Here is a 25,907-nt window from a genome sequence, read left to right on the forward strand (position 1 = left end):
TCAACATTTATTAAAATTTTAACACTGAATTCAAACAACATTGGTAAAATTTAACTAAATTTGCATCATCTAAAGTATTAACTGGGTTTATCCCCTCAAATTATTCATTAAATTTCAGTTAACAGTCATGCAAAAAAAATTGCATTTATTATTGGCGCTGATGTTGTTCTTTGCAACATCCCTCATGGCGCAAGTAACAACATCAGGCATTAACGGTAAGGTTGTCGCTGCCGGAGAAACAATTATCGGAGCTACAGTGACAGCTGTTCACGTTCCTTCAGGAACAACCTACAATGCTGTTACCAACACCAATGGTCGTTACACCATTCAAGGTATGCGTGTAGGAGGCCCTTACACCATTACGATCTCCTACATCGGATTTAAAGATGAGGTAAAGAAAAACATCAGCCTCACCCTCGGTGAAAGCTCTGTTATCAATGCAGATCTGAAAGAAGACGAGCATACACTTGGCGAAGTCATTGTTTCGGGTGTGGCAGGAAAGGGCGGCATGGGTGCTGCTTCAAACTTCAATCAAAGACAGATTGACAATGCACCCTCCATTGACCGTAACATCTATGATGTTGCAAAGCTGTCTCCGTTGGTGAATACTTCCAAAATCGGCGGTATTTCTATTGCGGGATCAAACAACCGTTTCAACTCTTTCCAGATTGACGGTATGGTCAGCAACGATGTGTTTGGTTTGGCAAGCTCGGGCACAAACGGTGGTCAGACGGGCACCAACCCTATCTCCATGGATGCCATTGAGCAGATACAGATTGTTGCTTCACCTTTTGATGTGAGACAGGGCGGCTTTACCGGTGGTGGTATTAACGCCATTACAAAGTCCGGTACAAATAAATTCCACGCGTCAGCCTATACCTATTATACCGATGAAAACCTTTATGGTCGTTGGAACCAGAAGTTGGATAAGAGCGAAAAATTAGGCAAACAGTCTACCAAGACCATTGGTGGTTCTGTGTCAGGTGCATTTGTAAAAGATAAGTTGTTCTTCTTCACAAACGTTGAATACAAGAAGAATTCCTATCCAAGTTCTATCTATCCGGGCTATGCCTCTGATTATATCACTGAAGCAGAAGCAAAGCAGATTGCTGACGCTTACTACAAATACACCGGCGTGAGAGAGACATACGGCAGAAGGGACCTGAATTCCCGTTCTGTTTCTGCTTTGACCCGTTTGGACTGGAACATTGATGATTACAACAAATTCACCTTCCGTTATCAGTTAAACGACTCTTACAAGGAAGTCTTCGGCGTGAATTCCAAGACCTATATGTTCAACAAGAGTGGTTACACCATGAATAACCGCACGAACTCTTTCGTTGCAGAATTGAACTCACGCATTGGCGATGCTCTTTACAATGAGGCACGTATCGGTGCATCTTTCGTACGTGATAACCGCGGTATAGACTATTCTGCACCTAACGTAACCATTGACGGTCTTGGTCATAAGGGTGGTATGAGAGCCTACATCGGAACAGAATACTCTTCAGGTGCAAACTACCTCAATCAAGACATCTACACTATTGAAGACAACCTGAGTTGGACTTTGGGCAACCATAATATCACTTTCGGTACACACAATGAGTTCTATCACTTGCAGAACCTGTTTATTCAGGCCAACACCGGTGCATATTACTATAATTCTTTGGCCGACTTCTTAAACGATAAAGCATGGAAATTCGCCTATAACTATTCTGATGTAGCGCTGACGGGCACCACCAAGTGGTCTGGAGTCGTAGAAGCTGCACAGTGGGCATTCTATGTTCAGGACAAATGGGACATCAACAACAACCTGAACCTTACCTATGGTCTGCGTCTGGACATTCCAATGAGTATGAACCATCCTACAAGTAACCCCGACTTCAACAGCAGTGCTTACGCTACCAACAATAATGTAGCCGTGGGCGATGTGCCATCTACCAAGATCATGTGGTCGCCACGTGTAGGTTTCCGTTGGTATACCAACGACAGTCACAGCATATTGTTCCGTGGAGGTGTAGGTCTGTTTACAGGTCGTGTGCCTTTTGTTTGGTTGTCTAACGCATGGAACAACACCGGTGTAGAGATGAAGGGAACAACCATTCAGACTGCAGGAAGCGTTCCTTCGTTGCAGCATTATGGCACAGATGCATACGCTGCAGCAATGTCTGCACCCGGAGGTGCATCCAAACCAACTATCAACACCATCAGCAAGAGCTTCAAGTATCCGCAGGTGTTCCGTGCAAACTTGGCTATGGAGACTATGCTTCCCGGCGATATCAAGATGACTCTTGAAGGTCTTTACTCAAAAACGCTGAACAATGTATGGTTTGATAACCTTGCATTGAAATCTGATGGAACAACCTATGCCGTTGATCCAACAGTACCTTCTTCTGCAACTCCTCACTTTAAGGCTAATGCCGGAGACTATTATGCTATTATCAATCTGAGAAATACCAATAAGGGTTACAGCTACAGTGCAAGCGCTACACTTGAAAAGAACTTTGCATGGGGTCTCGACTTGATGGCAAGCTACACCTTCGGTCACTCTTATTCTGTAAACGATGGCACGTCTTCTGTTGCATATTCTAACTGGAAATACAACTATTGTGTTGACCCAACCAACAGAAATGAGATTGCAAAATCAATGTTTGATATTCCTCATCGCGTGCTGGCAGTAGCTTCTTACACTACTCCGAAGTATGGAAACGGCCACTTTGCAACTAATATTTCTCTTACTTACAATGGCAATTCCGGGCAGCACTACAGCTTGACAATGAAAGAGGAAGCCGACTTCAACGGAGATTCTCAAAAAGGTAACACCCTACTCTATGTTCCTACAGAAGATGAACTTGCTAAGATGAACTTCAAAACTCCTGCTGACAGAGAAGCATTCGGCAATTGGATCAACAGCCATGACTTTGCCAAGAAGAACAGAGGAAAGTATTCTAAGCGCAATGCAGCAACTGCTCCATGGGAGAACCGCTTCAACCTACACTTTGCAGAAAGCTTCTTCTATCTGAAAGAACGTGGAAGCAAGGTCGAGCTGACTTTCGACATAGAGAACTTCGCCAATCTGCTGAACCACAATTGGGGTACAAGTTACGAATCAGCTTACAGTGAAACAATTCTCAAAGTGGAGAAACTGACCAAGTCGGGCAATGATTATGTTCCAACTTATTCATTCCTTGGCTATGGCCCAAGCAAGAGCGACATCTTCAGCCGCTGGCATATGCAGCTTGGTCTTCGCGTGACATTCTAAATCATCTTCTACAGACTGATTTACATATAAAAACAAGGTAATCTCTTCGGGGATTACCTTTTTTTTATTAACTTTGCCCAAATCAAACAACACATAGAACATGATTATTGATTTCAAAGATATAGCTGAAGTGAGGATTAACGGCTTCAAGGGCGGACAAGGCGAACTCGACACGCGCAACTTTGCCGACGAAAAGGTAAAAATAATGAAGAGTATTCTCAAGCCTGGAGCCAGCAGTGGCCTCCACACCCATGAGGGGAACTGCGAAGTGATGTATATCCTCAAGGGCGAACTCACGTATCATTACGACGGTAAGACAGAGGTGGCGCACGCAGGACAGGTGCATTATTGTCCGATGAACCACAATCATTATTTTGAAAATCTCACCACTGAAGATGCAGAATACTTGGCCATTGTCCCTGAACATCATTAATTCCTGACCACATGAGCATTGTTATTGGTATAGATGTAGGCATCAGTACAACGAAAATCGTAGGTGTCAACGAGCAAGGAGTGGTGACAAATCCCTTCCGCATCAAGGCCACCGACCCCATCACCTCACTTTATGGAGCCTTTGGGAAGTATCTTCACGACAATAAAATCAAACTCGAAGAGGTCGAGCAGATTATGCTTACAGGCGTTGGTTCGGCCTATATCGATGAAGACATCTACGGACGTCCAACGGGCAAGGCACAGGAGTTTATTGCCGATGGATTAGGTGCACGCTATGAAAGCAAACTCAAACGCATGATTGTTGTCAGCATGGGAACAGGCACAAGTCTTGTCAAATGCGATGGCAACGACATACGCCATATCGGTGGTATAGGCATTGGAGGAGGGACACTTCAAGGCCTTAGCCGTATCATGCTCAAGACGGATGACATCAGACAGGTGGCGAGTTTGGCCATGAATGGCGACATTTCGAAAATCAATCTGCTCATCGGTGACATCAGTGCCAAACCGCTTCCGGGACTTCCCATGAATGCCACGGCAAGTCTTTTCAGCAATGCCAAGACCAATGCCACACGCGAAGATATCGCTATCGGACTCATCCATATGGTGCTTCAAGCCGTAGGTTCAAGTACAATTCTCAGCAGCTTGGAAAGCGGCATCAAGGACTTTGTGCTCATTGGCAACCTCACTCTGCTGCCTCAATGCAAGGATGTTTTCCCCGCAATGGAGAAACTTTACGGCGTCCATTTCCGCATTCCGAAATACAGCGAGTTCTGTACAGCTATCGGGGCTGCCCTATCCTACATCCAAGAACGATAGCACATGCTCTGCAATCCTATCTACCTGACATGAGAATGAATAAGAAACTTCTTTTTTCCCTGCTTTTTCTTTGTACGCTCTTACACGCTCTCCAGGCCCAGCCCAAACGCGAAGTGAGGGCCGTCTGGCTGACAACTATCGGCGGACTTGACTGGCCACACAACTATTCCCAGCACAAGTTGTCAATGGAAAAGCAAAAACAGGAACTTCGAAATATCCTCAACAAACTCCAGAAGGCAGGCATCAACACCGTGCTTTTGCAGACACGCATCCGTGGAACGGTCATCTATCCGTCTGACTATGAGCCTTGGGACGGTTGCTTGAGTGGCTTTCCCGGTACCTCACCGGGCTACGATGCACTTCAGTTTGCCATTGAGGAATGCCACAAACGAGGCATGGAACTCCATGCCTGGGTAGTCACTATTCCCGTAGGAAAGTGGAATACTTTGGGCTGCAAACGCCTGCGACAACGCTTTCCCAACCTTATCGTGAAGATTGGAGAAGACGGATATATGAACCCCGAAAAGTCACAAACAGGTGACTATCTCTCACAGATTTGCCGGGAAATCACCGAACGCTACGACATCGACGGTATCCACTTAGACTATATCCGCTATCCTGAAACATGGAAAATCAAGGTCAGCGGTGACCAAGGACGAGCCTATATCACGGGCATTGTGACAAAGATTCATGATGCCGTGAAGTCTGTAAAGCCGTGGGTGAAGATGAGTTGTTCACCCATTGGAAAAGCTGATGATCTGGCAAGATACTGGAGTCATGGCTGGAATGCACGCACCAAAGTGTTGCAGGATGCCCAGAACTGGCTGCGCGACGGACTGATGGATGAACTCTTCCCCATGATGTATTTCAAGGACAACAACTTCTACCCGTTTGCCATAGACTGGCAGGAACAGTCGCAAGGAAAAATCATTGTGCCCGGTCTCGGCATCTATTTCATGTCGCCACGTGAAAAGAATTGGAGCCTCATGGATATCACCCGCGAAATGCATGTCACGCGCTCTTTAGGCATGGGACACGCCTTTTTCCGAAGCAAGTTCTTCACCGATAACCTCAAAGGTATCTATGATGCTGTCCTCAACGACATTGACAGGCAACCCGCACTCGTGCCTGCAATGACATGGGCCAACGCCACAAAACCACAGAAGCCGACCCTTCTTGCTGTGAAGAACGACCGCATTGAATGGCGGAAATGCAACGGACTCACCTATAATATATACAGCAGCCACACGTGGCCTGTTGACATTTCAAAGGCCGAAAACCTGATGCTTGGCCGCCAGGAAATTGGTTGTCTCACCATTCCCGATGATCCTTCGCATTATTATGCCATTACTGCCATGGACAGATATGGTAACGAAAGCGAAGAAGTGCAATGCCAGAACCGAACCAAAGAGAGCCACAACAAACTCATTCCCAATGACGGCAAGCGCGCCATTCTGCCCGAGTGGACCCGTGAAAACGATGGTCTCATCATGCTCAGCGACCTGCATGGCAACCTCATCCGACGCTTGCCACACCGTGAAAACACGGTGAACATCGAGCAGGTGGCCAATGGTTTCTACCAATTGCGAAGCCTCAACGAAAAAGGCATAAGCCACAGGTTGGGATATATCATGGTGAAAAGATTTTAGCCAAAACATTTGGTCGGTCAGCAAAAACAGATTAACTTTGCAATAGTGGAATAACGCTTTATCGCATTATCAATAAGAAAACATATTGGGGGTTGTGTCGGTTTGATCGGGATACTCATCAAATAAATTCGAAAACCGAGGAAGCTTCTCTTGTTAATGGCGGGCCACATAAACTTCAACGAAGCTAAGCCTTCAGGCCGGTGGATTACAAAGACGGAGAGCTCTCAACTATTGAAATGCTCGGAGTTTCATCACATCATCGAGCAACCCCTTTTTCTTCTTTTCATTAAAAGTATAAAATTCAAACCTATGTTCAGTGGTATCGTTGAAGAAATGGCTACACTTGTAGCGATGACGAAAGATAAAGAAAACATTGACTTCACGCTGAAATGCTCGTTCACAGACGAACTGAAGATTGACCAGAGCATCGCTCACAACGGTGTCTGCCTCACAGTGGTAAGCATGGAGAACGACACCTACACGGTGACGGCGATGAAAGAGACCCTCGACCGCTCCAATCTCGGCCTGCTTCAAATAGGCGATAAGATCAACATCGAACGTTCAATGCTCATGAACGGACGCCTCGACGGACACATCGTGCAAGGCCATGTAGACCGGACTGCCAAATGCATTGGCATGCGTGATGCCGACGGAAGCACCTATTTCACCTTTGAATATCCACTTGATAAGGCCATGGCCAAGAAGGGATACTTCACGGTTGACAAGGGTTCGGTTACGGTAAACGGAGTTTCTCTCACGGTCTGTGAGCCTACAGAAAACACATTTACGGTGGCCATTATCCCCTATACGCGTGCCAACACCAATTTCCATGACATTCAGGTAGGCAGTGTTGTCAACATAGAGTTCGACATTCTCGGAAAGTATATCGCACGGTTGCAGACCCTGTAAGTAGGCCCAAGGAGTGCTCCTCCTATCCTGTCTATTCATCCGATAAGCTCCATCAGGTTTCATCTTCTTTCTGAAAGCGAAACCTGCCGGCAAAGAAAGCATTCTGATTTGCGTCAGTTTACCGTGTAAGATGACGCAGATTACCACGTATTCTGACGCAGATTGCAGTGTCACTTGAGGCAGATTGCAGTATCACTTGACGCAAATGGCATGATGAAATGCCTTGAATGGTGAACACAGAGGCCGCCTCTAAGGGTGCAACGGGCAATGGGAAACTAAATAATGTTAATAATATAGCCTGTCCGTAAACTTTTTATCCGCAAATAAGTCTATACGTATATGAATTTTTGTAATCAGAAATAAAATTGAGACTGAATATGGATATGAATTTGAGACATCTTGTCATCGCAGCTGCATGCGTGGCACTCCCTGTACAACTCTCAGCAAAAAGCTGGACATTGAAAGCCTGTATTGACTATGCAATGCAGAATAACATCACGCTTCAGAAAAACCGTTTGACGAAAGTGTCAGCCACAGAAGATATCAAGGAGAGCCAGGCTGCCCTCCTGCCCTCGCTTTCTTTCTCCACTTCGCAGAATGTTTCCTACAATCCCTGGCCTCAATCCAACAGCTCTATTGTTGCAGGAAACCGCGTGCAGAGCAGTGTCGACAAAGCATATTACAATGGCAGTTATTCGCTCAGCACAAACTGGACGGTGTGGAACGGTAACCGCAACCACAATCAAGTGAAGCTGAACAAATATGCCGAACAGCAGGCCGACCTCACCGTTGCAACCTATGCCAACTCACTGACCGAACAGATTTCACAGCTCTTCGTACAGATTTTATACTCTGATGAGGCTATCAAGGTGAACCGGGAAAGCCTTGCCACAAGCACGAAAAACGAGGAACGGGGCAAGGAAATGTTCAATGTCGGCAAGATGAGCAAGGCTGATTTGGCACAACTTACCGCACAACGGGCACAAGACGAGTATGCCGTTGTGCAGGCAGAAAGCAATCTGAAAGAATACAAACGCCAACTGAAACAGCTGCTTCAACTGACAAATGGTGAGGACTTTGATGTCACTGTGCCCGAGACCACCGATGAAATGGCCTTGGAACAGATACCTACACTCAACAGCGTTTACGACCAGGCAGTGGCTATGCGCCCTGAAATCAAGAATGCAGAATTAGGTGTTGAAAGCAGCGAACTCAACATCAAGATAGCCAAGGCACTGCGCTTGCCCACCGTGGGCGTGTCTGCAGGCGTGAGCACCAATACCACCTCAATGAACAAGAGCGGTTGGGACAGGCAGATGAAAAACAACTTCACATTAGGCGGAGGCATTAATATCAGTGTGCCACTCTTTGACAACCGACAGGCTAAGACAGCCGTCACCAAAGCCCAGATACAGCGACAGAACTATCTGCTCGACTTGAAAGACAAACAGACGGCACTCTACTCCGCCATTGAGAACTATTGGTTGCAGGCCAACAACAATCAAAGCATGTTCAAAAGTGCAAGGATAAGCACTGAAAGTGCTAAGGAAAGCTATAATCTGCTGAGTGAACAGTTCAGACTTGGACTGAAGAATATCGTCGAATTAATGAACGGAAAGGATCAATTACTGAAAGCAGAGCAGAACGAACTGCAAAGCAAATATCTGGCAATCCTCAACATCAACATGCTCAAGTTTTATGAAAAAGGAAGCATAAAATAGGAAAAAGCCATCGCATAAAGCCCCTTGTTTCATCAAATATCCAATATTTCAGACGGCTTCTCTACAAAGGTAGCAGCACCATGCGCAATGAGAAACTGTCTGCTTCGGAAGCCCCACAACACACTGATACAGGGCATTCCACTGTTCTTGGCAGTCATAATATCGACATCACTGTCACCGATATAGACAGCTGTTTCGCGGTCTGCACCTAACTGTCTCAAGGCTTCATTCACCGTGTCGGGAGCCGGTTTCTTGCGGATATTCTCGCGTTCGCCGATGGCTACACTAATCTTTTTGCCAAAGAAATGAGCCACAAGCTCCTGCGTTGCCGCATAGAATTTGTTGCTGACCACGGCAACATGCTTCCCTGAAGCAATCAACTTCTGAAGCATTTCCTCAACACCTGCATAGGGATGCGTATGATCAAGGTTGTGAATCATATAATGTTGGCGGAAATCCTGATAGGTTTTATCAAATAAAGGATTAGCAAGACCATTGGGAACTGCGCGTTCCATAAGCTTTTTCACACCGTTACCGACAAACATCCTCACTTCTTCGAGCGTACGTTCGGGCATACCATTCGCACGAAGTGCATAGTTACAGCTCAGTTCAAGATCGGTAAGTGAATCCAAAAGTGTACCGTCTAAATCGAAAATATATGTCTGATATGTCATAATCCCAAATAAAATCACAATTCTCTAACATGTGCAAAAACATTGCAAACGAGCGCAAGGAAAAGTTCTTTTCAAATTGCCGAGTGCAGCTATGTTTTATGCAAAAACATTGCAAACGAGCGCAAGGAAAAGTTCTTTTCGAATTGCCGAGTGCAGCTATGTTTTATGCAAAGGTAAGAAAAAAAAGCCATTCCTCTACCTTAGATAAAAAAAATGGTGTAACTTTGTGCACGATTTTTCAATATAAGATGATGAATAAAAATTTCAAGAAAAAGTACTTCATTCCCGCCCTTGGCTGTATTGTAGTCATTGTGGGAGTGGTTTATTATTATTTCTTCTCTGCTTTCTCAACGAAGCACGAGACTGAATATGTCTACATTGATAATGACGACAACATTGACTCTGTATATAGCAAATTGGAGCCTTTTGCATCAAAACACGGCATGTGTACCTTCAAAACATTGGCCCGCCACTTTGATTACGAGAAGAAAATCAAGACAGGTCGCTATGCTATCAACAGCAGTGACGGTGCATTAAAAGTCTTCAGACACATGAGAAACGGTCTCCAGACACCGGTGAACCTGACTATTCCAAGTGTCAGAACCATGAGTAAGCTGGCTGACGAGGTATCTAAGCGGCTCATGATTGACAGCACAGAACTCTACAAGGCACTCACTGACGAGGCAACTTGCCGTAAGTATGGCTATGACACAGCCACTATTGCCTGCATGTTCATACCGAACACCTACGACATCTATTGGAACATATCAATTAATAAGTTCTTGGAACGTATGCAGAAAGAGAGCAAGAAGTTCTGGAATATCGAGCGTATGCAGAAGGCCAAGCAGTTAAATCTCACCCCCAACCAGGTCATCACGTTAGCCAGCATCATTGATGAAGAGACGGCTAACAACGCTGAAAAGCCCATGATTGCCGGCATGTATTACAACCGACTCATGCTCCGCAATGCTGAATATCCACAGGGAATGCCACTGCAAGCCGACCCAACCATTAAGTTTGCATGGAAGCGTTTCGAACTCAAGCGCATTTACAATAATCTGCTACATATCCAAAGTCCCTACAACACTTACAAGCATCCGGGACTTCCTCCAGGGCCTATTCGCATTCCATCGGTTGCAGGTATTGATGCCGTTCTCAATCGCGTGCATCATGACTATCTGTACATGTGTGCCAAAGAAGACTTCAGTGGCACACACAACTTCGCCCGCACGTATGACGAACACATGAAGAATGCTGAAAAATATTCAAAGGCTTTAAACAAAAAAGGTATCAAATAACTTAACAATTAAAGGACAAAAAACATAAAACAAAATGCCGCTTTCTTCACAGAGAGCGGCATTATTCTCAATAGGTATTAGCTTTTTTAAGGTAAAAAGATTGTATTCAGGATAACGTTTACAAAGGTAAGACGTTTTTACTTTACATGCAAATGTTTTTTTATGTTTATAAACATGTTTTCAGTTATTCCTGATATGATTTGGTAAATGGAAAAGAATCATGAAAGTACACCATATCTGATACAACCCAACAGTCACAAGAAAAAATACGTTTTTCCTTTGCTTTTCCAGCCGTTTCCATTACCTTTGCAATATAAAATAAATAATGTATATACATGATGACAATTAAAGAAGAAAACAACGAAGAGAAGAAAAGCATTAGCTTCGTAGAGCAACTGGTTGAGGAAGACCTTGCAAAAGGCAAGAACGGAGGTCGAATTCAGACCCGTTTTCCGCCAGAACCTAACGGCTATCTTCACATCGGACATGCAAAGGCGATATGCATGGACTTCGGTGTTGCAGAGAAATACAATGGTATCTGCAACCTTCGCTTTGACGATACAAACCCAAGCAAAGAAAACAATGAGTATGTTGAGAACATTCTCAACGATATCAAATGGCTTGGTTTCAAATGGGGTGAACTCTACTATGCCTCTGATTATTTTGAAAAACTGTGGGATTTTGCCATTTGGATGATTAAGAAAGGACACGCATATGTGGACCAACAGACGAGTGAAGAAATCGCTTCACAGAAAGGAACGCCTACAACCCCCGGCACACCAAGCCCATATCGTGATCGCCCAATTGAGGAAAGTCTCGCTCTGTTCAATCAGATGAACACGGCAGAGGCCGTTGAAGGCAGTATGGTTTTGCGTGCAAAGCTCGATATGGCCAATCCGAACATGCACTTCCGTGACCCTATCATGTATCGAATTATACATACTCCACACCATCGTACGGGTACAAAATGGCACTGTTATCCAATGTATGACTTCGCACATGGCCAGAGTGACTACTTCGAAGGCGTCACACATTCTATCTGTACCTTAGAGTTTGTGCCTCATCGTCCGCTATATGACAAGTTCATCGACTTTTTGAAAGAAATGGATGGAACTGCAGATAACCTGCAAGACAACCGTCCCCGCCAGATAGAGTTCAACCGCCTGAACCTCACCTACACCGTGATGAGCAAGCGTAAACTGCATTCTTTGGTCGACGAACACCTTGTAAATGGTTGGGATGACCCACGTATGCCGACACTCTGCGGTATGCGTCGCCGTGGCTACAGCCCTGAAAGTGTACGTATGTTCATTGACTCTATCGGATATACCAAGTTTGATGCCCTCAACGATATGGCTCTCTTGGAGGCCAGTGTGCGTGAAGACTTGAACAAAAAGGCCACACGTGTCAGTGCAGTTCTCGACCCTGTGAAACTCGTTATCACCAATTATCCCGATGGAAAGACCGAGGAAATGGATGCTATCAACAATCCAGAAGACGAACAAAGTGGAAGCCACAAGATTACGTTCTCTAAGAACCTATGGATTGAGCGGGCTGACTTTATGGAGGATGCACCAAAGAAATTCTTCCGTATGACACCGGGAAAGGAAGTCCGTTTGAAGAATGCCTACATCATCATGTGCACCGGTTGTACGAAAGATGCAGCAGGAAATATCACTGAAATTCAAGCTGAATACGACCCCAACAGCAAGACAGGCATGGAGGGAGCTAACCGTAAAGTGAAGGGCACTCTGCACTGGGTATCGGTTGACCATTGCCATAAGGCAGAAGTTCGCGAGTATGATCGTCTTTTCAACGTAGAGAATCCATCGGCCGACGAGCGTGATTTCCGTGAGCTGCTCAACCCGAAAAGCTTGAAAACATATACCAACTGCTACGTTGAAGACTATGCCGCAAGCCGACAACCGGGCGAATATCTGCAGTTCCAGCGTACCGGTTACTTCATGGCCGACCTTGATTCTACTGCAGAACACCTCATATTCAACAAGACCGTTGGACTGAAAGATACCTGGGCAAAGCAGAATAATAAGAATTAAGCAGGCTGAACAGAATATACAAGAACATTGAATAATCAAGATCATTTAGACAGCAAGGCTTTCCAAAAGGCTTTACTGCAATATGAAGAAGCACGCAGGTCAGGAGAAGAAATCTATCTTGACTCGGATGTACTTACGAGTATTGCAGAATACTATGACCGCAATCAACGGACTGCCGAGGCTATCGAAACGATTGATTATGCCATCCGTCTGTTTCCCGGTTCAGTGTTGCCACTCGTTTTCAGAGCACGAATGGCCTGGATGATTGAAGACAACATCGAGAGTGCCAAGCAGTATCTTGCATGCGTTACAGACAAAGATTGTTTAGAATATTACTACACTACAGCTGAAATCAAGATTACGGAAGGACTGTCAGATGAAGCCAATCAGTATCTGTATGACCATATTTCAGATGTGGAAGACGATGAACTCGACAGTTATTTCATTGAAGTGGCCATTCTGTTTGCCGATTATGATGAATTTGAATTAGCCAACCAATGGATTGAACGATGTGAAGACGACACAGACCCTGACTATTGGGAAACTATGGGACGGATAGAAATGGGACTTGGACACTTGGAAGAAAGTGAGCGTATCTTTACAGATTTGATTGATAAAGACCCTTTCTGTGAAGCCCACTGGAACCATCTGGCCGCCACACAACTGTTGGAAAATAAGTTCATTGAGAGCATTTCGAGTAGCGGATACTCCTTAGCTATCAATCCAAACGATGCTGAAGCCCTGCTCAACAAGGGTAATGGACTCTTTGCCTTGGGACAGAATGAAGAGGCACTGAAATGCTTTGAGAAGTTCGCTGCACTCTGTCCGAAAGAGGTCAACGGCGAAATGATGAAAGGAATGGTATTGGCCGAGATGAAGAAAAACGACGAAGCTCTTTTCCACCTCTACAAAGCCGAGTCACTTTGTCAGAAGAATGACCATTTCCGTCTGCAGATTTATGAACAGATAGCCTATATCCTTTCCAAGCAAGATAAGCTTGATGAAGCTTTGGCCTATGTTGACAAATGCGAAGGCCTACCGCTAAACGAGCCGTTTGAACTGTCACTTCTTCGTGGACATCTGTATCTCGAACATCAAGAAACGGGCAAGGCTGCTAAGATTTTCCACGAGGCTTTGGTCAAAAGTAAAAACACTCCAGAGATGTATTTGAAGATAGCAGTGTCGTTTCTGGATAATGGTTATGCCGACTCTGCCTACGAAATTCTCAAGAATATGTCGGGAGTGACAACGCGAACACAACTGCCCGTCTATCCCTATCTTGCCGTCTGCTGCCTCGAATTAGGTTATCAACAGGAATATGAAGAAGCCGTAAAGAAAGCAGTATGCTACACTCCGGCAGAGGCAAAATTGGTTTTGGGACCTTATTTCCCTGATGAAATGGAGCCTGAAGACTACTATCATTATCTTATCAACAACAAAAACAATTTCTCATGAATTGGTTATCAACACTATTAGGAAACCTCAACTATGGTACGATTTTCCTACTAATGTTACTTGAAAGTACAGTTATCCCAGTCCCTTCTGAATTCGTTGTTTCGCCAGCAGCCTATCATGCAGCAGGCGGAAACTTAGATATCTGGCTCGTTATCCTGTTTTCTACACTTGGAGCAGACTGCGGAGCAACCATCAACTACCTTGCCGGCCACTTCTTAGGTCGCCCGATTATCTATCGCTTTGCCAATAGTAAATGGGGCAAGATGTGTCTGCTCAATCAGCATAAAGTCGAGAAAAGCGAGAAATATTTCTATGACCATGGTATGGTAGCGACCATTACCGGCCGCCTGATTCCTGGCATACGCCACCTTATTTCCATTCCTGCAGGATTAGCAAAAATGAAATATTGGCAATTCCTTCTCTACACAACAATCGGTGCCGGAGCATGGAACTGCATCCTTGCAGCTCTCGGTTGGTATCTGCATTCTGCTGTACCGGAAGATCAACTCAACGATAAAATCATGGAATATGGCGATTATATCAAGTTCTTCATCATGGTTGCAGTCGCCATTGCCTTCGTCTATTTCCTCTTTAAATGGTATTTCAATCGCAGAAGACAGCAGGGGTTGGATGAAGAAAAGTAAAAAGATAAAAGAATAAGAAAGTGAAAACAGACAGAAAGCCATTCCTTTTTACTTTCTTATCTCTTTACTTTCATCCTTTCTCTTTCGGTATAAACTAAAAAAGACAACCTCAAATTGAGATTGTCTTCACGTCGGGGCGACAGGATTCGAACCTGCGGCCGCCTGGTCCCAAACCAGGAGCGCTACCGGGCTGCGCTACACCCCGCTGCATCAAGAATAAGAAATTAAAAGTCGGGGCGACAGGATTCGAACCTGCGGCCGCCTGGTCCCAAACCAGGAGCGCTACCGGGCTGCGCTACACCCCGCTTTATAAGCTTCTCTCTTTTGCGAGTGCAAAGGTAGCAGTTTTATTTCACGTAGCCAAATAAAATATATACTTTTTCAAATTTCCTTCATCAAAAAAGGGTTGCAACAGCATGCAACCCTTCTATATTCTATTGTAAAAAACAAGGTTTTACTTGATGATTCCCTGTTCAACAAAGATTTTCTTCAATGCCTGAACACCACGCTCCACCTCTTCCTTCGTATGACTTGCCATTAAAGCAAAGCGCACTAAAGTGTCTTGCGGAGCACATGCAGGAGGAATAACAGGGTTGATGAAGACACCGGCATCAAAGGCCAACTTCGTTACAAGGAATGTCTTTTCAACATCATGCACGTACAACGGAATGATAGGACTTTCGGTTTCGCCAATCTCAAAGCCTTCTTCACGGAAGCGATTCAAAGCATACTTGGTCACTTCCCACAGGTGCTCAATGCGCTCGGGCTCCTCCTGGATGATATGAAGTGCCTCCATAGCTGCTGCTGTTGCTGCCGGAGTGTTTGACGCACTGAATATATAGGTACGGCAAGTGTGGCGCAGGAAGTTGATGGTATCCTTGTCGCTGGCAATAAAACCACCGATAGAAGCCAGACTCTTTGAGAAAGTTCCCATAATCAAATCAATCTCGTCAGTCAGTCCGAAATGGTCACAAACACCACGCCCCTGCTTTCCAAAGACACCTAAACCATGGGCTTCGTCTACCATGACAGAGCAATTGTACTTATGTTTCAGTTCTACTATTTCCGGCAACTTAGCCAAATCACCCTCCATAGAGAACACACCGTCAACGACAATCAGCTTGATTGCCTCGTGGGGAAGACCTTTCAGCACACGCTCCAAATCTTCCATATCGTTGTGCTTATAGTGAAGCTGGCGGGCAAAAGAAAGGCGACGACCGTCAACAATACTTGCATGGTCACGATCATCGCAGATAATATAGTCACCCTTACCTACCACCTGGGCCAATACTCCCTGATTAACAGAGAAACCAGTAGAGAAACAAAGCGTGTCATCCTTGTGCATGAATTCGGCAAGTTCTTTCTCTAACTGCACGTGAATATCAAGAGTACCATTCAGGAAACGACTTCCTGCGCAACCCGAACCATACTTGTCAAGGGCTTTCTTGGCTGCTTCTATCACACGCTTGTCACCAGTAAGGCCGGTATAGGCGTTTGAACCAAACATCAATACCTTATGACCAGCCATATCAACTTCTGTACCCTGCTTACTGGTTATAGCGCGGAAATATGGGTACACACCAGCCTTCATGTACTTCTGAGGCTCACGATAATTCTTGTATCTTTCTTGTAATTGTCCCATTCTATTGGTGTAGAAAAACTGTTTTAAAACTAATTGGCTGCAAAGATACAAAAAAACACCAACATATTATACACTTTTTAAAAGAAATATGCTATTTATGTAAATTATGAGCTTCGGCAGATTGTTCTATAAGACAAATTATTATCTTTGCATAAGATATAGCTGCACTCGGTTTTATCAAAGCACTGCATTCTGCTATTTGAAAGTTTTTTTCATGCTATGCGAATGCTTTTCTCAGTTAAAGAAAAACAGCAGATGGAGAAAAAAAAGATTATTTTCATTATGAACCCCATTTCGGGAACGGCCAGCAAAGCCGGAATTCCCAAACTGATTGAACGCTATCTTGACCACGAAGCTTTCGACTATGAAATCAAACTCACTGAATATGCGGGACATGCCAGCGTGATTGCCACTGAAGCTAAGGACAACCATGTCGACATTGTCGTTGCTGTGGGCGGTGACGGAACGGTCAACGAGGTGGCACGCGCTATCGTTCATTCACAGACTGCCTTGGGCATTATCCCCTGTGGTTCGGGGAATGGGCTTGCCCGTCATTTGCTGTTACCCCTCAACATGGCTAAGGCAATCAAGATTATCAACGCCTGCGAAATTCATCAACTCGATTACGGCATCATTAATGAGCACCCGTTTTTCTGCACCTGTGGCATGGGCTTTGACGCTTTCGTCAGTCATAAGTTTGCCGAAGCAGGCAAGCGCGGCCCTATCACCTACGTAGAAAACGTATTGAAAGAGGGCCTGAAATACAAGCCTGAAACCTATGAAATCCGTGATGAAAGCGGCACCACACGACTCAAAGCCTTTCTCATTTCGTGTGCCAATGCCTCACAATATGGCAACAATGCCTATATTGCACCGCAGGCTTCCATGAGCGACGGACTCATGGATATCATCGTCATGCAGCCTTTTGATGCCTTTGAAGCACCGCAGATCAGTATCGACATGTTCAACAAGACACTCGACAAGAACTCTAAAATCAAGACTTTCCGCTGCAAACACCTACACATCCACCGCAATAAACCGGGCTATATCCACTACGATGGCGACCCCGTAATGACCGGTGAAGACATTGAAGTGGAATTGAAAGAGAAGGGCATCAACATCATCGTGAACCCCCATGGCGACAAACGACTGCGTAGACCAAACGCAATTCAGAATGCTGCAGCCGACCTTTTCAATGAATTCAACAGCCTTCGCAAAGATATCAACCGCCAGAGCAGGCACATATTGGCAATCAACAAGAAAATACAAAGGAGATTGAATCTCTAAGAAAACGCAATAAAATCAACCATTCTTCCCTGACTTTCCTATGCGAAAAACATGATATCATGGGCAAATTATAAGTTTCAACAAGGCTTTCTGAATGACGAAACAGAACTAACGGGACTCTTATTTGTAAATTATTATAACCAAAAAAGACACCTTTCAAAACTCCACAAATAGAAAATGAAAGAGTGCTTTTCAGGATGCAACAAAGCGTTTTGACCGATATCAGTCCTCCGCTTCAATCTCCCGATGCTGTAACTTGACGCAAAAGACCTTGCAATCTGATGCAGATTACCGTGCTTAATGACGCAAAACACAGTGTAAAACAAGGCAAATCAGAGGGTAAAATGACATGAAACAGCACCGTTTTCTGTGCCTTTTTCTGAACTGAAATCATTCGAGAAGTACAACACCTTGTATGTCAGAGCGTTACAAACCCGTTCAAAACTCGCGTATTTGAAACGAGAAAACTTTTCGTCGGGAATATTGAAATCTAAGACGATGTTTTGTTAAATAAATTACAATATCATTTTCAAGAGGCTACAAATAAAAATCTTCTGTCAGACATTGATACCATTCCGAACGCTCCCCTTGCTGCATCAGACAGACGGTTTCCTCTTCGCGCTCAGCACAATATGCCTGCTGAAACTCCAAGAGATAACGCTTCACAGGCTTCCGCTCCACCGTTTTCACCCCACAGACACGCGACAGAGAAAAGCCCGTGAGCGTAGCTTCAGCCACAAACTGCGACTGACAGTCGGCAGGAATAATGGCCGAAAAGCATCCCAAAGGAGTCAGCAACCGCTTCACTCCGGCAAAAAGCATGCGATAAGACAACGTGGCAGTATGGCGTGCCATGCTGCGAGCGGCATCGGGATTTGGCAGAGAATTAACGAAAAAAGGAGGATTGCTGACAATGCAGTCAAACCGTTCGGCACTTTCAAACTCCTGCAATGAGGTCTGTTCCACCTGCACCTGATGTGCAAACAGACTGGCTGAAACGTTTTCTTTGGCCTGTCGGCAGGCTTCTTCTGCTATGTCGATAGCCGTTATCTTGGCTTCGGGAAAGCGCTGGGCCAGCATCAATGCAATCACCCCCGTACCTGTTCCGATGTCAAGAACACGGTTTCCACCACGCGCCCACGCCCCCAACAGCACGCCATCGGTGCCTACTTTCATGCCACACTGGTCTTGATTGACGGCAAACTTCTTGAATTTGAAGACACTGTTACTCATATTCCTACCCTCTTTAACGTAGAAATTGACCGTTTATTTTATACATTTTACGGATTTACACATTATTAAAAGCATTTTATGCTGACGTTTGCCAAGTTTCTGATTAAAAAAGCGTATCTTTGCACACCATTAGTTTTCAAGTAGCAAAATGAACAACAAAAATACATCAATACAAATGATTGCCGACTACGAAGGCGACATTTCGAATCTCCTCAACACGAATGTTTTGGGCGAGGTTCCTATTCTTACCACTCGCAATCTGGTGGTTTTCCCCGGCGTTGTCTCCCCTATTCTTGTGGGCAGAGAAGCCAGCGTGAAACTCATCAAGCATCTTGACAAGCATCCGGATACCATATTCTGCATCTTCTGTCAGCGCGACTCCAATGTTGATAATCCCGTTTTCAACGACCTCTACACTACCGGTGTATATGCCAAAGTGGTCAAAGTGATTGAGATGCCCGGGCCGGGAAACAACCTCACGGCTATCGTTCAGGGACTCGGCCGCTGCATGTTGGAGAGTCTTACGAAGATGAAACCCTTCTTTGCCGGTATCGTTTCACCAAATCCCGAGCAGCTCCCGAGCGAAAAAGAAAAGGAGTTTATCACTGTTTGCGAAACGGTGAAGAAGAGCGCCAAAGAGTATATCGGACTCAATGAAGACATGCCCGACGAGGCACAGTTTGCTTTGTCGAGCATTCAAAATAAAGTGGTCACAATCAACTATGTGTGCAGCACGCTGCCGTTCAGCATCAAAGACAAGATGAAACTGCTTGAAATTGATGATACAGAAAAACGGGCTTACAGTCTGCTTAAAATACTTGACCGCGAAACTCAACTGCTGAAACTCAAGCAGGAGATACGTCAGAAGACACGAATGGACCTTGATGAGCAGCAGCGCGAATACTTCCTGCAACAGCAAATCAAGAATATCAAGGAAGAACTCGGCCATGGTGACGGTTCACCTGAACATCGTGAGCTTTTGGAGAAGGCCAAGGATAAGAAATGGAATGAAGAAGTTGCGACGGCATTCTACAAGGAACTCGACAAGTTGGAGCTTTACAATCCGCAGAGTCCTGAATACAGTGTGCAGCTCAACTACCTGCAGAACATGGTCAACCTGCCTTGGGGGGTCTATACGAAAGACGATCTCAACCTGAAGAAAGCAGAGCGAGTGCTCAACCATGACCACTACGGTATGGAGAAAGTAAAGGAGAGAATTCTCGAATATATCTCTGTACTGAAACTGCGTGGCGACTTGAAATCACCCATTCTTTGCCTCTACGGGCCTCCCGGTGTGGGCAAGACTTCATTGGGAAAGAGCATTGCCGAGGCCATGAACCGCAAATATGTGCGCATGTCATTGGGCGGACTTCACGACGAATCTGAAATCCGCGGACACCGCAGAACCTATATCGGTGCAATGCCGGGACGCATCATCAAGAACATTCAAAAGGCCGGTTCGAGCAATCCGGTCTTCATTCTTGACGAAATAGATAAAGTCACTCAGAACACTATCAACGGTGACCCTTCATCGGCATTATTAGAGGTGCTCGACCCCGAACAGAACAATGCGTTCCACGACAACTATCTTGATGTTGACTATGACTTGTCGAAAGTGCTCTTCATTGCTACGGCCAATGACCTCAACACCATTCCCCGCCCACTGCTCGACCGCATGGAAGTCATCGAAGTGAGCGGTTATATCACGGAGGAGAAGATTGAGATTGCCAAGCGGCATCTTGTCCCTCGTGAGCTTGAGAACAACGGACTTGCGAACAACGAACCGAAGATAAAGTTCAACAAGGCCGCACTTGAAAAGATTATCGAACAGTACACACGCGAAAGCGGCGTGCGCCAATTGGAGAAACAAATCAATAAAGCCCTGCGCAAATTAGCCTATCAGAAAGCGGTCAAGGGCGAGATTGAAAATTCAGACATCACAGCAGACAAGATAGAAAGCCTGCTTGGAAAGGCTCCTTTCTATCGCGATATCTATCAAGGAAACGGCTATGCCGGTGTGGTTACAGGGTTGGCATGGACCAGTGTAGGCGGAGAAATCCTCTTTATTGAGACCTCCCTCAACCAAGGTAAGGGCAACAAGCTCACATTGACAGGCAACTTAGGCGACGTAATGAAAGAGTCGGCCATGATTGCACTGCAATATGTCAAGGCACATGTAGACAAATTGGGCATTGACTATCGCGTTTTCGACAATTGGAACATCCATATCCACGTGCCCGAAGGAGCCACTCCGAAAGACGGCCCGTCGGCCGGTATCACGATTGCAACATCGATAGCCTCAGCACTTACGCAGCGCAAAGTGCGCAAGAACACGGCCATGACGGGCGAGATTACCCTGCGTGGCAAGGTGCTTCCTGTCGGCGGTATCAAGGAAAAGATATTGGCAGCCAAGCGTGCCGGCATTACAGACATCGTGATGTGTAAGGAAAACATGAAGGACATTGAGGAAATTCCAGAGAAATACCGCACGAATGTGGAGTTCCACTATGTAGAGAACATTCAGCAGGTGTGGGATTTCGCCCTTACAGACAAGTTGGTTGACAACGCTGTTACACTCACAATACCTGAAGAAAAAGAGGAAAAGAAATGACATTTGAAGTTCAGCATACCGACAACGCCAGTGATGCAAGGACGGGCATCATCACGACAGACCACGGACAAATCAAGACTCCAATCTTCATGCCCGTGGGAACGGCAGGAACAGTAAAGGGAGTTCATTTCAGCGAACTACGCGAACAGGTGAATGCCCAGATTATTCTTGGCAACACATATCATTTGTATTTGCGTCCCGGACTTGACATATTGCGCCAAGCCGGAGGTCTTCATGGCTTCAATGGATGGGAACGTCCCATCCTGACGGATAGCGGAGGATTTCAGGTTTTCTCACTGACGGGCATTCGAAAGCTTACAGAAGAGGGCTGCACTTTCCAGTCACATATCGACGGAAGCAAGCATATCTTCACTCCGGAAAACGTGATGGACACGGAAAGGATTATCGGTGCGGACATCATGATGGCTTTCGATGAGTGTCCACCCGGCAAGAGTGACTATCAATATGCCAAGAAAAGTCTCAGTATGACACAGCGTTGGCTCGACCGATGCATCAAGCGTTTCAATGAGACCAAGCCTCTCTATGGCTACAACCAGAGTCTTTTCCCTATCGTGCAAGGCTGCACTTACAAGGATCTACGACAGGAAGCAGCCAAGTTTGTCGCAGACAAAGGGGCGGATGGAAACGCTATCGGCGGTCTAGCTGTAGGCGAACCGACAGAAGTGATGTATGAGATGATTGAGGTTGTCAATGAAATTCTGCCGAAAGACAGGCCTCGTTACCTCATGGGGGTAGGCACTCCGCAGAACATTCTCGAAGCTATCGAACGCGGTGTAGATATGTTTGACTGTGTGATGCCTACGCGAAACGGACGCAATGCATTGCTCTTTACCTATAATGGTACGATGAACATGCGCAACAAGAAATGGGAAAACGACTTTACACCGATTGCTCCGGAGGGCTGTGATGTTGACAGAGTCTACACCAAAGCTTATCTTCACCACCTCTTCAAGGCCAAGGAACTGTTGGCCATGCAGATTGGAAGCATTCACAACTTGGCTTTCTACCTGCGCTTAGTGACTGATGCACGGCAGCATATTGAGCAGGGCGACTTCGTCACATGGAAGAAGTCGGTCATAGATCAGCTCGGGCAACGTTTATAAAATCAAGATGACTGAATTCAGTAAGATAAGGAAACACACCAAATGGTATCGCGTGTTGCGCTGGATGAGCAAACATCCGGCCTGGCTGCACCGTTTGTTTCTCTGGCTTGAGGCCCATACTCTTTGGCTGCAACGCATGGCGAAACGGATTGGCAGGAACTTGTCGTGGCTCCGTTTCATCAATCCTTTCCGCTACATCAAACGCTTGGATTGGTATATTATCAAGAAGTTCATAGGAACTTATATCTATTCCATTGCACTGATTATCAGCATATCAATTGTTGTTGACATCAATGAGAACTTGGCAAAATTCAGCGAATACCATGCGCCATTGAAAGCCATTGTGTTCGACTACTACATGAACTTCATCCCTTATTTTGCCAATCTGTTCAGTCCGCTTTTCGTGTTCATCGCCGTGATTTTCTTCACCTCGAAGTTAGCCGGGAACAGTGAGATTATAGCAATGTTGGCCGCAGGTGTCTCATTCAAACGGCTGATGCGCCCCTATATGATTACATGTATTCTGATTTCAGCCGTGTCATTCTATCTCAGCGGTTACGTGATTCCGCACAGCAATGTCATACGCCAAGACTTCGAATCTCTGTATAAGAACAACAAGAAAAACACGGCAGCCGACAATGTCATGCTGCAGGTTGGGAGTGGTGTTATCGCCTATATCCAGCAGTATGACAATAACACCAAACGAGGTTATGGCTTCTCTTTGGACAAGTTTCAAGACAAGAAACTCGTAAGCCACATGACTGCAACGGAGATACAATACGACACGATCAGTGACTCCAAGTATCATTGGACAGCATTGAACTACAAGATCAGGAAGTTCAACGGCTATCGGGAACAGATTGAAAACGGGGAGAAAAAGGACACAACCATCATGATGGAACCAACCGACCTCGTGTATTCCAAAGGCCAACAGGAGACTTTCACAAACCCCGAACTGAGTGATTATATCTCCAAACAAATCGACAGAGGATCAAGCAATGTGGTACAGTATCAGGTGGAATACCACAAGCGAATAGCAGCCAGTTTCGCATCCTTTATCCTGACCATCATCGGTCTTTCGCTCTCCGCCAAAAAGAGAAAAGGCGGCATGGGCTTGTATCTGGGCATCGGTCTGGCCCTGAGTTTCGGGTATATTATGTTGCAGACCGTATCATCAACGTTTGCTATCAATGCCAATCTTCCACCTGTTATTGCCGCATGGATACCAAACTTCATCTTCGCCGTTGTAGCTTATTTCTGCTACAGACAGGCGCCAAATTAAATGATTATGTATTTTGACGAATTAGAATTAAACGACAATGTCCTTGATGCACTCTATGATATGCGCTTCGAAAAGTGCACACCGGTGCAGGAAAACTGTATTCCCGAAATCCTCAAAGGCAATGATGTCCTGGGGGTAGCACAGACAGGAACCGGCAAAACGGCAGCCTATCTGCTCCCTATTCTGAGCAAACTTGACGACGGAGGGTATCCCGACAACGCCATTAACTGCCTCATCATGAGCCCTACACGAGAGTTAGCCCAGCAGATAGACCAGGCCATGCAAGGCTTCGGCTACTATCTCAATGGCGTGAGCAGTGTAGCCGTTTATGGTGGAAATGACGGCAACCGATATGATCAAGAGCTGAAAAGTCTGCAATTAGGAGCCGATGTTGTCATCGCTACTCCAGGCCGTCTTATCTCACATATCAGCTTGGGCAACGTGGATTTGAGCAAGGTTTCGTTCTTCATTCTCGATGAAGCCGACCGTATGCTCGACATGGGTTTCTCTGATGACATCATTAAGATTGCCAAGAAACTTCCACAGACTTGCCAGACCATTATGTTCTCTGCAACGATGCCCGATAAGATTGAAGACCTTGCAAAGACATTGCTCAAGAACCCGAAAGTCATTAAACTCGCTGTCAGTAAACCCGCAGAAAAGATTAAGCAAAGTGCCTATGTATGCTATGAAACGCAGAAGATGGGCATCATTAAAGACATCTTCAAGAATGGCGATCTCGAGCGTGTCATCATCTTCTGTGGCAGTAAGCTGAAAGTGAAACAGGTTGCAGGGGCTCTTCAACGCAAGCATATCAACTGCGGTGAAATGCACTCCGACCTTGACCAAGCTACCCGCGACGACGTCATGTTCAAGTTCAAGAGCGGTCAATTCGACGTGCTTGTAGCTACAGACATCGTGGCCAGAGGAATTGATATCGACGATATCGCCATGGTCATCAACTATGATGTGCCCCACGATGCCGAAGATTATGTGCATCGCATCGGCCGTACTGCACGTGCAGCGCGCGAAGGATCAGCCATCACTTTCGTCTCCGAAGACGACATTTATTACTTCCAACAGATTGAAAAATTCCTTGAAAAAGAAGTTGAGAAGACGCCACTGCCGGTTGGATTGGGCGACGGGCCAGAGTATAAGTCAGCAGGAAAGCCGAAGCGTGGCAGTTCTGCCAAGAGCCGACGCCGCGACAACCGAGACCGCACTTCGCATAAGGACAAGAAGCAGCAGAACCGCCGTCAGCGCAACAATAATGCTGAAATGCAGTCCAACGGCACTGAAACAAACAAGGAACAGCGCAACAGCAAAGAGCGCAATCCACAAAACAACAGGAACCAGCGGGGCAACAGAAATGCCGATACCCGTGGTGACAAGCGCAACAACGAGCCACGCAACGGTAGGCCTAACGAGTCGAGAAATACAGCAAAACCGCGTAATGGTGAACAGCAACAACGCAAAAAGCGTCGCGGAAATGTGGAAGGTAACTACAAGAAACGCAACAATCCACAGACTGAAAAGCGCCAGAACCGCTCACAAAGCAACCCAACTGTCACACAGAAAGCAAAGCCGGAAAGCGGCATCAAGAAGTTCTTGAAGAAGATTTTCAGAATGAAATAAGTTGCGCCAGGCAACATACTATGCAAGAGGGAAACCGTACAGGCTTCCCTCTTTTTTATTTAATACAAACCATATCAACCCTATAGTAGCGCTGCCACCTCATCTTTCTTGTCATCAACTAACTATTTCACACTATTCACAACAAAAAACTT

Annotated in this window: 18 protein-coding genes and 2 tRNA genes; 15 read left to right on the forward strand and 5 right to left on the reverse strand. The window is 45.7% G+C overall.

Translation table 11 applies throughout. The features are described 5' to 3' along the window. Positions 1-127: 127 nt before the first annotated feature. The 6 genes from EL210_RS08945 (at position 128) to EL210_RS08970 (ending at position 8,813) form a co-directional block, all read left to right on the forward strand. Positions 128-3,262: a TonB-dependent receptor gene (locus tag EL210_RS08945; protein ID WP_026285854.1), complete on the forward strand. Its 3,135-nt coding sequence runs from the start codon at positions 128-130 to the stop codon at positions 3,260-3,262. Between the two features lie 100 nt (positions 3,263-3,362). Next, complete coding sequence (locus EL210_RS08950) at positions 3,363-3,695, forward strand: cupin domain-containing protein (protein ID WP_004372582.1); 333 nt, start codon at positions 3,363-3,365, stop codon at positions 3,693-3,695. Positions 3,696-3,706: 11 nt separating this feature from the next. Continuing rightward, entirely contained in the window at positions 3,707-4,534 is an 828-nt protein-coding gene (gene coaW, locus EL210_RS08955; protein ID WP_004376619.1) for a type II pantothenate kinase, read from the forward strand. Positions 4,535-4,569: 35 nt separating this feature from the next. After that, positions 4,570-6,183 (forward strand): glycoside hydrolase family 10 protein, encoded by a 1,614-nt coding sequence (locus EL210_RS08960; RefSeq protein ID WP_018919216.1) that lies wholly within the window; start codon positions 4,570-4,572, stop codon positions 6,181-6,183. A gap of 309 nt (positions 6,184-6,492) precedes the next feature. Further along, positions 6,493-7,092: a riboflavin synthase gene (locus EL210_RS08965; RefSeq protein WP_018919217.1), complete on the forward strand. Its 600-nt coding sequence runs from the start codon at positions 6,493-6,495 to the stop codon at positions 7,090-7,092. A gap of 377 nt (positions 7,093-7,469) precedes the next feature. Beyond that, positions 7,470-8,813 (forward strand): TolC family protein, encoded by a 1,344-nt coding sequence (locus tag EL210_RS08970; protein WP_018919218.1) that lies wholly within the window; start codon positions 7,470-7,472, stop codon positions 8,811-8,813. Positions 8,814-8,845: 32 nt separating this feature from the next. Here the strand turns inward: EL210_RS08970 and EL210_RS08975 are convergent, their stop codons facing one another. Further along, positions 8,846-9,487: an HAD family hydrolase gene (locus tag EL210_RS08975; RefSeq protein WP_018919219.1), complete on the reverse strand. Its 642-nt coding sequence runs from the start codon at positions 9,485-9,487 to the stop codon at positions 8,846-8,848. A 251-nt stretch (positions 9,488-9,738) separates the two neighbouring features. On the opposite strand from EL210_RS08975, the gene mltG reads away from it, so the two are divergent. From mltG to EL210_RS08995, 4 genes are all read left to right on the forward strand, one after another. Beyond that, a complete protein-coding gene (gene mltG / locus EL210_RS08980; protein WP_025879477.1) occupies positions 9,739-10,785 on the forward strand; it encodes an endolytic transglycosylase MltG in 1,047 nt (348 codons plus the stop codon). Positions 10,786-11,123: 338 nt separating this feature from the next. Further along, positions 11,124-12,842 carry a glutamine--tRNA ligase/YqeY domain fusion protein gene (locus tag EL210_RS08985; protein ID WP_406675593.1) on the forward strand — a complete coding sequence of 573 codons (1,719 nt, stop codon included), beginning with the start codon at positions 11,124-11,126 and terminating at the stop codon, positions 12,840-12,842. A 27-nt stretch (positions 12,843-12,869) separates the two neighbouring features. Next, positions 12,870-14,297, forward strand: coding sequence for a tetratricopeptide repeat protein (locus EL210_RS08990; RefSeq protein WP_018919223.1), 1,428 nt, complete (start codon positions 12,870-12,872; stop codon positions 14,295-14,297). Further along, positions 14,294-14,941, forward strand: a complete 648-nt coding sequence (locus EL210_RS08995) for a DedA family protein (protein WP_026285855.1) — start codon at positions 14,294-14,296, stop codon at positions 14,939-14,941. The genes EL210_RS08990 and EL210_RS08995 overlap by 4 nt, the downstream gene beginning before the upstream one ends. A gap of 131 nt (positions 14,942-15,072) precedes the next feature. Here the strand turns inward: EL210_RS08995 and EL210_RS09000 are convergent. The 3 genes from EL210_RS09000 to spt all read right to left on the reverse strand — a co-directional run bounded on the left by EL210_RS09000 (position 15,073) and on the right by spt (position 16,583). Next, positions 15,073-15,146, reverse strand: a tRNA-Pro gene (locus tag EL210_RS09000). Between the two features lie 26 nt (positions 15,147-15,172). Then, positions 15,173-15,246 (reverse strand) — tRNA-Pro (locus tag EL210_RS09005). A gap of 149 nt (positions 15,247-15,395) precedes the next feature. Then, positions 15,396-16,583 carry a serine palmitoyltransferase gene (gene spt / locus EL210_RS09010; protein ID WP_004372571.1) on the reverse strand — a complete coding sequence of 396 codons (1,188 nt, stop codon included), beginning with the start codon at positions 16,581-16,583 and terminating at the stop codon, positions 15,396-15,398. 255 nt (positions 16,584-16,838) lie between these two features. On the opposite strand from spt, the gene EL210_RS09015 reads away from it, so the two are divergent. After that, positions 16,839-17,870: a diacylglycerol/lipid kinase family protein gene (locus EL210_RS09015; RefSeq protein WP_004376638.1), complete on the forward strand. Its 1,032-nt coding sequence runs from the start codon at positions 16,839-16,841 to the stop codon at positions 17,868-17,870. A 537-nt stretch (positions 17,871-18,407) separates the two neighbouring features. On the opposite strand, the gene EL210_RS09020 is transcribed toward EL210_RS09015, so the two are convergent. Beyond that, entirely contained in the window at positions 18,408-19,103 is a 696-nt protein-coding gene (locus tag EL210_RS09020) for a tRNA1(Val) (adenine(37)-N6)-methyltransferase (protein WP_018919226.1), read from the reverse strand. A 148-nt stretch (positions 19,104-19,251) separates the two neighbouring features. On the opposite strand from EL210_RS09020, the gene lon reads away from it, so the two are divergent. Genes lon through EL210_RS09040 form a run of 4 tightly spaced genes read left to right on the forward strand, consistent with a single transcriptional unit; the run spans position 19,252 to position 25,755 of the window. Continuing rightward, the gene (gene lon, locus EL210_RS09025; RefSeq protein ID WP_004376641.1) at positions 19,252-21,714 is read left to right on the forward strand and encodes an endopeptidase La; all 2,463 of its coding nucleotides are present in this window, start codon (positions 19,252-19,254) and stop codon (positions 21,712-21,714) included. Next, entirely contained in the window at positions 21,711-22,838 is a 1,128-nt protein-coding gene (gene tgt, locus EL210_RS09030) for a tRNA guanosine(34) transglycosylase Tgt (RefSeq protein WP_018919227.1), read from the forward strand. Before lon ends, tgt begins: the two co-directional genes overlap by 4 nt. A gap of 7 nt (positions 22,839-22,845) precedes the next feature. Next, positions 22,846-24,120, forward strand: coding sequence for an LptF/LptG family permease (locus EL210_RS09035; protein ID WP_018919228.1), 1,275 nt, complete (start codon positions 22,846-22,848; stop codon positions 24,118-24,120). Positions 24,121-24,126: 6 nt separating this feature from the next. Further along, on the forward strand, positions 24,127-25,755 hold the full coding sequence (locus tag EL210_RS09040) for a DEAD/DEAH box helicase (RefSeq protein WP_026285856.1): 1,629 nt from the start codon (positions 24,127-24,129) through the stop codon (positions 25,753-25,755). Positions 25,756-25,907: the final 152 nt, after the last annotated feature.

Origin of the sequence: Segatella oris (assembly GCF_900637655.1) — a bacterium.
Taxonomy (GTDB): Bacteria; Bacteroidota; Bacteroidia; order Bacteroidales; family Bacteroidaceae; genus Prevotella; species Prevotella oris.